8 protein-coding genes are annotated in these 13238 nt (G+C 63.6%); 3 read left to right on the top strand and 5 right to left on the bottom strand.

Annotation, left to right across the window (positions count from 1 at the left end; genetic code table 11):
• Together ACOJSI_RS18970 and ACOJSI_RS18965 are read left to right on the top strand one after the other, a co-directional pair.
• The coding region (locus tag ACOJSI_RS18970) for a hypothetical protein (protein ID WP_420139883.1) at window positions 1–886 on the top strand (886 nt) is incomplete at its 5' end.
• Window positions 887–1197: 311 nt separating this feature from the next.
• On the top strand, window positions 1198–2325 hold the full coding sequence (locus ACOJSI_RS18965; protein ID WP_420139882.1) for a DUF4062 domain-containing protein: 1128 nt from the start codon (window positions 1198–1200) through the stop codon (window positions 2323–2325).
• A 241-nt stretch (window positions 2326–2566) separates the two neighbouring features.
• On the opposite strand, the gene ACOJSI_RS18960 is transcribed toward ACOJSI_RS18965, so the two are convergent.
• The 5 genes from ACOJSI_RS18960 to traA all read right to left on the bottom strand — a co-directional run bounded on the left by ACOJSI_RS18960 (window position 2567) and on the right by traA (window position 12405).
• Window positions 2567–4306 (bottom strand): ATP-binding protein, encoded by a 1740-nt coding sequence (locus ACOJSI_RS18960; RefSeq protein ID WP_420139881.1) that lies wholly within the window; start codon window positions 4304–4306, stop codon window positions 2567–2569.
• Window positions 4303–5349, bottom strand: a complete 1047-nt coding sequence (locus ACOJSI_RS18955) for a hypothetical protein (protein ID WP_420139880.1) — start codon at window positions 5347–5349, stop codon at window positions 4303–4305. Before ACOJSI_RS18955 ends, ACOJSI_RS18960 begins: the two co-directional genes overlap by 4 nt.
• Before the next feature lie 56 nt (window positions 5350–5405).
• A complete protein-coding gene (locus ACOJSI_RS18950) occupies window positions 5406–8033 on the bottom strand; it encodes an AAA family ATPase (protein WP_420139879.1) in 2628 nt (875 codons plus the stop codon).
• The gene (locus ACOJSI_RS18945) at window positions 8030–9139 is read right to left on the bottom strand and encodes a metallophosphoesterase family protein (protein ID WP_420139878.1); all 1110 of its coding nucleotides are present in this window, start codon (window positions 9137–9139) and stop codon (window positions 8030–8032) included. The genes ACOJSI_RS18950 and ACOJSI_RS18945 overlap by 4 nt, the downstream gene beginning before the upstream one ends.
• Window positions 9140–9522: 383 nt before the next feature.
• Window positions 9523–12405, bottom strand: coding sequence for a Ti-type conjugative transfer relaxase TraA (gene traA / locus ACOJSI_RS18940; RefSeq protein WP_420139877.1), 2883 nt, complete (start codon window positions 12403–12405; stop codon window positions 9523–9525).
• A 581-nt stretch (window positions 12406–12986) separates the two neighbouring features.
• Between traA and ACOJSI_RS18935 the strand changes: the two genes are divergently transcribed.
• Complete coding sequence (locus tag ACOJSI_RS18935; protein ID WP_420139876.1) at window positions 12987–13142, top strand: hypothetical protein; 156 nt, start codon at window positions 12987–12989, stop codon at window positions 13140–13142.
• Window positions 13143–13238 lie beyond the last annotated feature (96 nt).

Here is a 13238-nt window from a genome sequence, read left to right as displayed (position 1 = left end):
AGACATGATCGGCCGGCTAGCTCTGCGCGGGTTGTGGCGGGTCTGGCAATTGGCGCCGGCGACCGGCCCCGTCGTCCTCACTAACGACTATCTCAATACGCTTCCGGCCCTCATCAGCGACACCACCCGAGCGACCGTTGGCCAGATCGACCGGCTGATCGAGGCGATGATGGCCATCGTCAGCAACAATCGCGCGCTGCTCTCGCCGATCGGCGACTGGCAGGCGATCGACATCGGTCTCGCCTTCACCCTGCTCGCCTGCCGGCCCGGCGCGCATGGCGCGATCGATCAATGGGCCGAGGAAATCGCCAAGCACTCGATGTTCGCGTTCAAAGCGCATCGCCGCTACCCGATCACCAGCCGCTCCTATTGGGATCTGGTCGATCATCCGTCCGAGCACAACGACGACTATCGCACCCAATCGACCGAGGGTAGCATCCTCTATCCGCTACTGGCGACCTGGTCGGCGGCCAGAGGCGAGCAGACGCTGTTCGACGAGATCGCAAAGTTCAGCGAGGACGCCCTTTCACATTGCACGTTTCAGACCTGGTTTCCCGACGAAGACAGCGAGGACAATCTTTATCTCAACCGCGACAGCCACGGGGCGGCGCTAGCCGGCATTCCAGTGACCGAGGGTACGCGCGACGCGCTCGATTTCATCCTCGCCGAGGCGAAGACCAACAAGCATTATGACCAGCTCACGGCGGTGAAGCTCGGCCATTGGCCGATCGTGCTGACCGCTTGCCGCGCACATCGTCTGCCGGTGCCGCCGCAAGTCTGGCGCGACCTGCTGCCCCATGTCTGCCGGCCAGCCGGGGCAGCGGTCCCGCCGCCCGATGACGGCGCGCCTGAGCCACCAGACGCTCGACCCGAAGACGCTCGCTAGAGGCGGTCACGCCAGCGCGGTGCCGCCCTGCCGAACAGACTTCGCCGATCTCGAACTGCGACGCGACCGTCCGTTTCCGAACGATTCACCGGCAGGTTCTGTCGAGAGGAGACGTTCGCGGTGGGTGATCTGAACGGCCGCCTTTTATCGGGAGCGGGTGTAGCAGGGACGACCCATGGTCCGCCGTTCAACACTCTTGCGGCAGCGGCCATCCTTGGACGTTCGTTCAGGTAGCCTCAGCAGCTCTGGCCGGTCGCGACGGCCAGCACGTAGTTCGTGGACAATCGGCAGCTCCAGCGTAGTCTCAGCGCATGCGCATTTTCATCAGCTCCCTCATCTTCGGTTTCGAAGCCCAGCGCGCGGCAGCTCGTCGCGCCGTGATCACCCTGCGTCACGAACCGGTCATGGCCGAGGGCTTCGGCGCCCAGCCGAACTCGCCGCAGATCGCCTGCCTGCAGGAGCTGCGCGGATCAGACATGGTCGTCCTGATCCTGGGCGAGGACTACGGCTTCGTGCCACCCGGCTCATCCCTCTCTGCAACACACCAAGAGTATCGCGAAGCGCGGGAGACGAAGCCCGTCCTTGCGTTCGTGCAGCAGGGCATCTCCCCGGGGCCGGAGCAGGCCGCCTTCATCGCAGAGGTCCAGGCTTGGGAGGGCGGACTGTTTCGCGGCGGCTTTATCGGGGTGGACGACCTACAAGACGGGGTAACCCGCGCGCTCCACGACGTGACGCTAGCGAACGCCACGGCCCCAGTCGACGAGCAGGAGATGACCGCTCGGGCAAAGGCCATGCTCCAGCCGGAGAATAGGAACCAAGTGATGGCGGCGATGCTGGACCTCGTCGTCGTTGGCGGGCCACGCCAGCGCATCCTGCGGCCGGCGGAGCTTGAAGCGCCCGGCCTCGCCGAGCAGCTGGAGCAGTCCGCGCTTTACGGCAACAGGCGGTTATTCGACCGCACCCTAGGCACCGCGAGCGGACTGGACGGCTCCGACCTCGTCCTTCGCCAGGAGCGCGGCGGTTCCATCCGCGTTACCGAAGAGGGCTCCATCGCATTGCGGGTACCTCTAGACGAACCGCGGGCTGGGGGGCGGGGCTTTGATACGATGAGCGGCATGGTCATCATCGAGGAAGCGGTTCAGCAGCGGCTTGGTACGACGCTCGACTATGCGGCGGGCGTCCTCGACCAGGTCGATCGGACGCAGCGGCTTACGCACCTTGTTGTGGCTGCGTGCCTGTCAGGCGTCGAGCACCGCGGATGGCGAACACGCGCCCAACATGCCTCTAACTCCAACTCCGTTCAGATGGGGCATGGCGGCATGAGGGAGCGCCCGCCGGTCACCCTTGCAACCCGTCGAGCGACCATCGGCCTTGATCGTACCGCTTTGATCGAAGACATCCTCGTTCCGCTCCGGCGCCAGTTTCCGCCGGCGAGCTAGGTGGGGCGCCCACAAGTAGCCGTTCGCGGCCGGGTTTCGGCTACCCGATAGCGGAGGTCGATTCAGCCGACGCTGTGCGGCCGGAGCTGGGCCGGTTGCGGACTGGCAGCTCTCGGGAGCGCGAGCCCGGAAACAGATCTTAATTCGGCAGCCGCAGCGGCCTCCGCCCCCCGCCTTGCGGTCTATGCCTATGCCATGCCGACACAGCCGCAATGCGTGGTCCAGCTCCATTTCGAAAAAGCTAGCGCTGCACTGATTGGCGCCGCCAGCTTTCCACGGCCTTCGTCAGATCGCTTTTGCTCGCGGCATCCGACCATTCGTCCCAGAAGTCGATCGTCCCGCTGAGTGGTTCGTTGCGGGGCTTTGAAACACGTATCCGTGTCGGGAGAAGAATGGCGTCGCCGACCACGAGCGCCTCCCCCGTGTCTAGGACGGGCAAGAGATCGCTGAACCCGCCAAGGCTGTCGGGTAGGAGGCGGCGCACCACCGATTGATCATCGCCATTGGTGAGCCGCATCGCGACCAGATTGCTGCACTGGCTGACCACCGTGCGATTTACCTCGGACGGGCGTTGGCTGATCACCACCAGCCCCACACCATATTTCCGCCCCTCTTTTGCAACGCGCTCGAACACCGTGATCGCGTTCTCGGCAGCACTGGTGGCTACGTCCTGCGGGATATAGAGGTGTGCCTCGTCGCAAAACAGCGCGATCGGATGCCGTTCTCCGCTGGGCAGCCATTGCTGCACCGAGAAAGCCAACCGAGCGACCAGCCCCACGATCAGCGGCAGCACATCAGAGGGTACTTCCGAAAAGTCGATGATCTTCACGCCACCTTTGCCGCCTTTAGCCGTACTACCCGCCATGAGGCGGGTCACCAGGGTGTCGAGCCAGGGATAGCTCTTCGCCTCTGCCATTGAAGGAAATAGGAACCCGAGCCTGCGGTCTGTGACTTTGGCCTCGAGCCGCTGGATGAGCCGGCTGAGCTTGCCAAAGAAATCGCCTTGTTTGTCGCCCCGCGAACCTTGGACCATCTCAGTGTTCAAGCCTGAGAGTTGCTCGAGCACCTTCTCGATCGAGAACGGCACTGGGCTGTCGATGGTGAAGTTCGCGAGCACCTCGACGTGGTTGCCCGCGGATAGAAAATCACGCTTCGCCTCGTTGATCGCCCGCGACATCAGCATCGCCTGGTTGGGCGCATTTGTATCGGAGCGGTCGACGAACATTGAGACCAGCGCTTCGTAGGTCAACAGCCAATAGGGAAGATGGAGTACGCCATCCACGAGGCCCCTTTCTGCTTCGATATCGGCGGGACCGGCGATGCGCAGATGCTCGAACCCATCGCCGGCCATCGATCCATATTCGCCGTGGATATCGAATACGATCGCATTGGCGCTTTTCAGTTCGGAGAGTTGCTCAAGCAGGCGCGCGGTGGTCCAAGACTTGCCTGAGCCCGTGCTACCGACGACCAGCGCATGGCGCTGGAAGAGCTTGTTGCCGTTTAGAAAAGCTTCGGCGGCAGGATCGAGGCTATAATGGCCGAGCGAGAGCCTCTGACCGTCGGCGGTGACCGCAGAGATCACCTCCATGAAGCGCGTCAGCTTTTCGCCCTCAAGCGCGAAGCAATTGGCTTCAATCTCGGGCACTGTTTCAAGCGTCCTTCGAAATACATTGGACTGATTCCCAAGGCGGGCGACCAAAGTCCCAATCAGGGTGATCCGGCAAAGGTTAACCTCGGGGAAGGCCTGATCGCTGCCGTCGAGCTCTACGGAACCCGAGCGCTCCTCCAACGCGGTCCGCGTGATTTTCTGGATGATCCCGATCAGATGTTGGCCGGCACGGCTGCTTTGCAGCGCGACCAACCGGTTAACCTGCAGGGTGCGTAGCGCCTCGGTATCGTCAACCCGAACGACGACCGTCGCGGTATCAACCGACTGGACGTGTCCGAGGGCCTCGGAATCTTCATAATTCAAGATCGTCACGCTTCTGCTCCGAGGGTGAAATCAAGGAAGGCGGGCAAGGACCAGATCGGCGGCCCGGAAAGCTCGATGCCGTTAGGATAAGCGTTGGTGTAGGCACGCGCGCCGCCTGCGCAATCTTCGAGCGCAAGATACTTGCGGCAGCTCCCTCCGCAGAGGAACCGCTTGGCGGGCCCGGAGAGGACCTTCGTAATCACGACAATCGGGATCGAGTTCACGTCGCATCGCTCGACCATCTTGGTCTGCAGATGTTCGTCGTTGAAGCCGTAGCCGACGCAGAAATAAGCTCTGGCGCGCTCCAACGCGCTATCCGAGCAAGAGAAGATCGTTCGGAAGGGTTCGAGATGGGCCAGCCGGTATTTGTCGATGCCCGGCGTGATCATCAACGGGGTGAAGCCTGCCGGCGTCTCGCGGATTGCGCGGATGCCGATGATCTGGCTACCGCTTTCGAACCAGTCCAGCGACCCGTGGACCTTCCAGATCGAGACAGTGCGCTGGCCATCGATGACCGGCGGCCTTGGGGCATGGCCGGGCATGCGAAGCTGGAGATAGCCGGACGAGAAGCCGCTGAACTGAGCATAACCGGCTGCGTCCGCCGCATATTCTGCAATGCGGTCATAGTTCGGCGTGACGACGTCGATCACGCGTTGGGTACTCGTGAAAAGGTAACGGTAGAGCCGAGCTAGTGGAAGGTGATGGCGGTCGGTCAGGATTTTCGTGAAGACCGCTTCATCGTGCGGCAGCAAAAAGGATCGAGTCTCGACAGCAATATAGGCGGTCTGGCGCTTGCTGAGCCGGACGGCGCCGAGCGCAGTCTCGAGATCGATGCCATCAGCGAGCTTCTGTCGGAAGGCTGCCCACTCGGTGGTCTCGGTGCTGTCGGGGTTGTCGACGCCGGGTAGGCTGTCCAGATGCTGTGCAAGTGGCCACATGCCGGGAATCGCATGCGCGGCCGACGCTCCGCTGCCGAGCACAATGACAGGGGTGAGCGCCATGGCCTCCTGCGCGAAACGCAGGATTTCCTCTTCAGGTGTTGGATCAGCCATTCTCCTCCGTTACTCCTCCCCGTCAGTGATCTGTTCTCGTACCGGCGACCGTTACATCAAGCGCCGAGCACGATCCGGTTTGCCGACACATGGCGGAAGGCGCGGTCGCGGCAGGTTAGGAGGATGACCTGCATCCGGGTCGCGGCCTCGGCAAGGATCTCGATCATGAGGTCTAGGCGACCGTCGTCGGAGTAAACCAAAGGATCATCGAGGATCAGCGACACGGGCCTGCCCTGCGCCAGCAGCATATCGGCGAACGCGATGCGGGTGAGCACCGCCAGCTGTTCCTGCGTGCCGCGCGACAGATGTTCGCAATCCTCCGTCACGCCTCCGCGGGAGACGCTGACCAGTCCGAGATCCTCGGCGAAATGCAGCTCACAATCGGGCAGCAAGCGTTCGATATGGCGCTTCGCCCGCTTCGCAACCGGCCCAACGAACTGGGCGGACGTTTCATCGTGCGCTTCGTCCAGCGTTTCGCGCAGCAGCTTAAGCGTGTCGGCTTCGACCGTCACGCGGTCGTATGCGGCGCGCGCCGCTTCGGCTTCCTCCTGCGCGGCTGCCGCGCGATGGGCCAGGCCAGCACCCCCTTCGATCTCGATAGTATTCTCCAACCGCGCGATGTCGGTCAGGAGCCGGTTGCGGGTTTCGCCCGCAGTCCTGCTCCGAGCATCGATTACCTCGATCTTCTTTGTGATTGCGGCCGGATCATGGGCGGTCGCGTTGCGTTCCGCGTCCTCCAACTTCACCGCACTTTCGGCTGCGCGTTGCCGAGCCGGCGCCAGATCCCTTTCCAGCGTCGGATATTCGGGGTGTCCCTCAATCGCCTCGATCTGCTGAAGAGCATTGCCAAGGTCGCTCGACGCGCCGGCCTCTGCCGCCGCGAGCGGAGCATCTTCTTCCTCGATGCGGCGCAGCGCATCGAGTGCGCTCTGCTGAATACCTTCCGCCATTGCGAAAGCATCCTCAGCCCTCTCCAGAAACTCGGTGAGTGATAGCAGATCAGGGTCAGACCCTGGGACCGGCGCGTCGGCATCATCCAGGCCAGCGACGTAGAGCTTCAGCGCCTCGGGGCCCGCCACCAGATCGATGGCCGGATCAACCGGGGTTCCAGCCTTGATACGAGCCTCCAGCGTCCGGATCTCCGCAGCTGCATCGCGTGCCTTCTCGTTGCGGATCCGCGCATCGGCGATGTCGTGGACGCCCAGCTCTCCCAGAGCCGCCGACATTTTCCGCTTTGCGGCAGCCAGCACCTCTTCCGCGCTTTCAGCGCTGCTCGGCGGCGTCACGGTCAAATGGGACTCGCCAAAGCTGAAGGTTGTCGGCCGGGTCAGCGTGCGCTCGCCGGCGGTGATCGGTTCTCCATCCGCCATGACCACGCCATCGGGCCCGCTGAGGGCGACCCTCGTGGCACCGGCATTCACGACCGCGCGCGCCTCCGCAACGGCACGTTCCAGCACCTCAAGTTGCTCTATCGAATTGGCCGGGATGGCGGTACTCGCAGTAGCCTTGGCGCTGCGGTGCTCGGCTTCCAATGCAAGAAGCTCGGTGTGGCGTGCGCGAGCCGCTACGCTGGCTGAAGCGCGCCGCCTTACGGTGAGCAGCTGCTCGGCGGCATTCAACGCGGCCTTTGCCGAATGCCGTTCGTCGCGGGCGCTTTCGAGGGATGATCGCGCCTGGGCCAGGCGCTGCCGACCCTCTTCCAATCGCTCCGCAACATCCTTGCGCCGTTCACGCGCTCTGTCGAGCGCTTGTTGCGCTTTATCTCGGACGGAGATTGCGGCCTGATGCCGCCGCTGCAGTTCTTCAAGCCTGGTGACCTTGGCGCTGGCCGCTTCTTGTTCTGCACGACGGGTAGCGAGGATCTGGACCGCCGCGCGCGCGACCTCAAGCGACACCACCAGCGCCTGGCGGGTTTCAGCGTCGGTATTGTCTGCGATCTCGCGGTCGATCAGCTTCAGCCTGGCGCGTGCGTTTTCCAGATCGGCAAAGGTCTGCTCGAGGGCGATAAGCCGCTCGGCCGCCTGCCTAGCGGCAACCTCAGCAGACTCGAGACGCTCTCGAGCCTCGGTCTGGCGCCCCCTTTTCTGCCCGGTCGGAGTCCAGTAGGCGCCATACTGATCCTCAACCCGCGCACGCACTTTCTTGTAGGCGGAGCCGCCCATGATCGAGCCGACTTCGGCCTCAAGCGTCGACGTCACGCTGTCGCGGACAATCTGGCCCGGCGCTGAGACGGCGAGCGCCTCGGTCTGGGCAACCCACAGCAGACCGAGTGCCCCATAGCTGGCCACGTCGCCGCCGCGACTATTGTGCTTGACCGAGCCCAACAGCGTGTTCAGCCGGACCTCAGCGTCTTCGCCTGTCGCCCGGCCCTGCGGACCCACTACTTCGACCGTGGCGCTGCGCAGGAAGCGCTTCGAGACTGACCAAGGCGCACCACCCGCCTCGAACGAGACCTCGATCTTTGGCCCGACCGCCTCCCCGTGCGGGACATAAGACTGTGCCAGCTGGTTCTTGGTGTTGTGGCGGACGAAGAAAGCGGCGCGCAGCGCCTCCAGCAGCGTCGATTTGCCGGCCTCATTGTCTTCGATGATGATGTTGAGCCCGTCGGTCAGGCCGTCGATCACAGTCGGCGTTCGAAATTTGCGGAAGCCATCAAGCGCGATACGGCGAAGGCGAAGGCTCATGCGCGCTCCTGCCGGCTATATTCGACGAAGAGCCGTTCGAGCGCCCGCTTGGCAAGCGAAGCGTCAGCCCCGCCGCCATCGATGCGCGCGGTGAGTTTGGCGGCCGCCACACCGAGCATCCCTTCAACCGCAAGGCTCGCCAAGTCGCCGTCATTCGGTCGCCCAACCAGGTTATCGGCTCGGAGGTCCAGAAACCGGAGGCGATGGCCGAGGTCGTCCTGCAGACGGCCGAGCATCTCGATCCTATCGGTCAGACTCGTGATGCCCGCGAGCGTCAGCTGCAGCAGCGTAGCTGCCGGATCCACACCGACCAGCAGACTAGCGCATTCGGCATCGAACGCCGCTCGATCGTTGACCAGCCAGTCGCACCGGAGCCACTGAAAGCGGCCAGTGCGGATTGGCGTTACCTCTGGCTCACGACCAGCAGCGAGATCCACCAGAAGGGCGTGGCCGGGCTCGTCGCGCTGAAAACGGTCGGTTTCAGGCGTGCCGGCATACCATGTGCGCGGGTCGACCTTAAGCGTACCGTGCCAATCTCCGAGCGCGAGATAGTCGAGGTTGGAGCGCTGCGCCCGATCAGGCGCGATCTGATTCCTGGTCTCACCCTGACTGCCAAAATCGCGGATCGAACCGTGGGCAATCGCGATGCGCAGGGTAGCGCCAGGCGTTTGCATCGCGTCCAACTGCGCGGTCGGATCCTCGATATTGTGCCGATGGATCAGCGGAGCGGGCAACAACCAGACCCCCGGCTCCATCTCGTGCGGGATGGGTTCGGCCAGTATCTCAACTCGCTCGTCCGCTCTCTTGCGGACACGGTCCCACAAGCCGCCATTACGAGCGAAATCATGATTTCCCGGGAGCAGCCACCACTTCACGCCATAGCGCCCCATGCGCGACACCGCCTGGACGATCGTGCGATCTTCGGGCCCTTCCGTATCGAAAATGTCGCCGGCCACTAGGACGTGGCCGACGCCGTACTCGGTCGCGGCCCGGCCAATCGCATCGACCGCGTCAAAGCGAGCCTCGGTCAGCGCCGCGCGAAGGTCCGGCTCAAATCGGCCGTACGGTTTGCCGAGTTGCCAGTCGGCCGAATGTAGAAACTTCATTTAGGCACCATAGATCAGGCACCCCGTAGACAACATCATATTTAGGTACGTCTGCTACCACTAACGTATAGCTGAACCGAACGGCGAAAATGCCCTTCCTGCACGCTAATGCCGCCAGGCCGACCTCCGTCAAACCTGCTCTCTCCGCCACCGTGGACGACCGTCTGCTTTTGGGATCGACAGCAACCTAGCGGGACGACCAATTTGGGGCGCGTAGCTGCCGCGTCGAAGGCGGACAACGAATGTCCGCTTACCTCGCGCAGCCGCTTCAAAGCGGTCATTCCGCTTTCCCCCATCTCCGACATTCCAGTGCCCCCGACATTTGGGCGTAAGAGCGGATCGCTCAGCATCTGCCAGAGCCACATCCCCCCCTCCCGGCTAAGCTACATACCAATTCCCAAACCGCGGCCCCGGCTTCTTCCGATCATATCGGCAAGCCCCTGCCCGACCGATCGTCCGCGCATCTCGGGAAGATTAAGCTCTGCCTTGCGCGTGCGCAGGATCGACTCCACCTGCGGATCGCGTTCGAGGCCCTTGGCCATGCCGATCATACGGTCAGCGACTGCCCCGGCGCGGCCATCCTCATGATCCCGCATTAACAGCCGCCGTTGGCGCTCGAGCCCCTGCCAACGCTGTACGAAGGTATCGGCACGCAGCTGCGGATCGACACGCAGTTCCTGCTCCAGCTGCATAGCACGAATGGTGCGGCTCGTCCGGTCCTGCGCTGCCTCCTCAATCAACCCCGCATCATTGCTGAACGCTCGCTCAAGATCACGGCTCGCCTCTGGACGAATGACCTCGAGCGACGATCGGCTGGCGGCAAGCTCGCTGATCTGCTGAGGCGTGTAAGGCTCACCCACGCTGCGCGCGAAGCGCAGATCGCGCACGATGCTGGCATGTCGCGTCACCGCTGCCGGCAATGCCGGTGACAGCTCTGGCTCTACGGCCTTCGCTGGTGCCGCAACTTCGGGCGCGCGCGGGTGCAGCTTCACGCTCTCGAACATAGCGCGGCCCATGGTGGGCGCGTTGCGCACCGACGGGTCGGCTAAGCGGATCTGCCGCCGATCGGCAAAGTCGCGCTGATAATCGGACGCCATATCCTTGGCCCGCTCACGCGACAGCGTGCGCACCAGCTTGCCCTGATCGGCAAAGTCATCCTGGCCATAGTGGAGCGCCACAACCTCGCGATGGCGCGACAGCGCAACGTAAGCGGCATGCCGATCGAGACCGGGCGTTGCCAGCACATGGACACGATCGACCGTCATCCCCTGCGCCTTATGGATGGTGGCGGCATAGCCATGGTCGATCTGCGCATAATCCTTGAGGTCGAATGCGACGGCGCGACCATCGTCCAGCATCAAGGACATGCGGGCCGTGCTGACGCTCTGGACGCTGCCGAGTGATCCATTCTTCACGCCAAGCTCGCGCTCATTCTTGAGAAACATCACGCGGTCGCCCGCCGCGAACGAACGCCCTCCCCGCTCTGTCCGAAGCTCAACCTCATCCCCAAGTTGCCCGCGCTCGCGCAGGCGATCACGCGCAGCCGCGTTGAGCGCCTGTACCTCATCCTTGGTGTGGGTCAGGATGATCCGGCTCGCCCCAGGGGCTGCGGCGCGATCCTCGTCCCAGCGATCAATCAAATTGGCCCGTGCGGCGTCGCGCGTTTGTGCGGGGTGGACGCTGCCGTGCTCGGCATAAGCCGCGATCGCCTCGCCGGTTCGTTCGGTCGCGAGGTGCCGGGTGGCATCCCGCTGCCAGCCCTCGCGTTGACGCCGCACCTGCGTGATCTCGACGGCGCCGTGGCGCTCGGCAAGCGCCCGAAAGGCAGCCCCCGCTTCGATCGCCTGCAGCTGTTCGGGATCGCCGACCAGCACCACCTTGGCACCGCGCTTCTCGGCTTCAGAGAGCACGCGCTCCATCTGGCGCGAGCCGATCATGCCGGCCTCATCGATCACCAACACATCGTTCCCGGTGAGCAGGTCACGATCCTGTGCCCACTGATGCTCTAGGCTCGCCAGCGTGCGCGAGGCGATGCCTGATCCGGCCTCAAGATTCTCCGCCGCGATCCCGGACAACGCTGCCCCTCGGACGTGAAAGCCCGCCTCTTCCCACGCCTCTCTGGCCACACCCAGCATTGCCGACTTGCCGGTTCCGGCATAGCCGGCGACGATTGCGAGATCGCGGCCATGCAGTAGATGACCAAGTGCAGCCTGTTGTTCGCCTCCAAGCGTCAGGTTGCGGCCTGCCGCAGCGGCGATCGATCTCTCTCTCGCCGCTGCGGCAAGCCCATGCCCGATCCGCATCTCCATACGGTCGGCAGCACGCTCCAGGCGCTGTTCGGTCTCGAGCATGTCGCGCGAGGTAAAGCGCGCATCGCCGCGGCCATCATTGCCCAGCGCGACCAGCTCCGGCGATGCCTTTACCGCCGCCATGACGTGGTCGAACTGCTCTTTACCCTCGCTATGCCGGTGCACGAACATGGCGAGGTCACGATTGGTGAAGGTGGCCTGGCTGTGGGAGATTGCGTCCAACGCCAGAGCTGGGTTGGCGAGCAACCGCTCGCCATTGGCGCGGGCAATCTCGTGATGCTCGGCGAGGCGCTCGCTCTCAAGCCCCTGCCCCGCCATCCGCGCGGCGGCTGGGCCGATCTTGTGCTGGGGCTCCAGCTCGATCCCTTGCGCTTCAAGGCTGCGGTGATCGACGCGCACGTCGATGTCCAACTCAGCCAAGCGTTGATTGACGTGCTCGGCCCAGGCTTCGCGCCAATGTTGCAGCAGGTCGGTGCGGTTCCAGTCGCGGGCCTTGGCGCCGAAACCCTCCTCGCCGACTTCGCGCATCGTGAGCATCACATGCGCATGCGGCTTGGCCTCGCCGTCGGCACCGACATCCCAATGGACGTTGAGATCGGCGACCATACCGCGCGCGACAAACTCCCGGCTGACAAAGTCCTGCGCCAGCCGAATGCCTTCGGCCTGATCAAGCTCTCGTGGCAGCGCGAACTCGACCTCGCGGGCGAGCTGTGCGTCGATCCTTTTCTCCGATGCCTCGACCGCATTCCACAGCGCCGCCCGCTCGCCCAGCTCGGCGGGCGCGCCCTCCGGCAGCATCACCTCCGAGTGGACGACACCAGCTTTGTTGGAGAAGTCATGACTGCGATCGAGGCGCTCGTCATAGAGCCGCGAGGCGGAACGATAGGCGGCGGCCGCCAGCGCGCTCGAGCCGCTGGCGCGCGAAATGACTTTGGCCGAAAAGTGGTAGATCGCCATGGCGGCAATCCACTTACACCTCAAAATCATCGTCGGCACGACGTATAAGCGCGCCCTCAAAAGATTTCATCATTCTCGGGACGGGTTTGTCCCGTTAAATCCCGCCCTGTTTAGTCTGATCGGCCAGGTCCATCAATGGCGGCCACGTTCGCAATGTCTACCAAGATGCACGATTGTTCGACGACGACCTTAACGTCGAGCAATGACAGCAAACAGCATTGCCCCTGATCCGGTCTCCGAAGCGATCTTCGAGACTAGAAAGCGGAATTCCCGAGAACTCCTCCGCTCGTCCTATCGGCGCCACGATGTACCGATGGTACGGAACGTTCAGAGTCGCGCTCGTGTTGAACCTGCACTGCGCCGCTCTGGCAGGTGCAAACCCTGCGAACCCGGGCGTCGCGCTGCTCCCCCTTCAGCGCGGCGCCCCTCCGTGGCAGCGGACCAGCTTCAGAATGACGCGCAGCCGCGGCCCGGCTATGCGATCGCCGTTCGCCTGAACGTCCACTTCGATATCGCATCGTGGTGGCATATGGGCATTTGCGGGTGAATGCTTGTCACGGCTTCTGGGGAGGGGCGATCGCATGAACATTCTACAACGGATCAAATGTGTGTTCGGTCATCACGAACGTGATCGGACGCGCGTGCGCTACTGCGACGATGTCTTCGGCAGTGTCTGCGCTGGATGCGGCAAGCGCATGGTGCGTCGCGATCGAAGCTGGAGTGTCGAGCAGGCGTGATCGCGGCCACCTGCCGTGTCGACGGCGCCGCGCTCTACGGGCTCGTGCGCGCCGACCTGTTGGTCAAGGATCGTACGCACACGGAAAGGCGCGCCG

The sequence above is a fragment of the Sphingomonas sp. genome (assembly GCF_048595155.1).
Classification (GTDB): Bacteria; Pseudomonadota; Alphaproteobacteria; order Sphingomonadales; family Sphingomonadaceae; genus Sphingomonas_I.
Note: the sequence above shows the minus strand (reverse complement) of the source record. Positions and strands in the feature narration are given on the sequence as shown.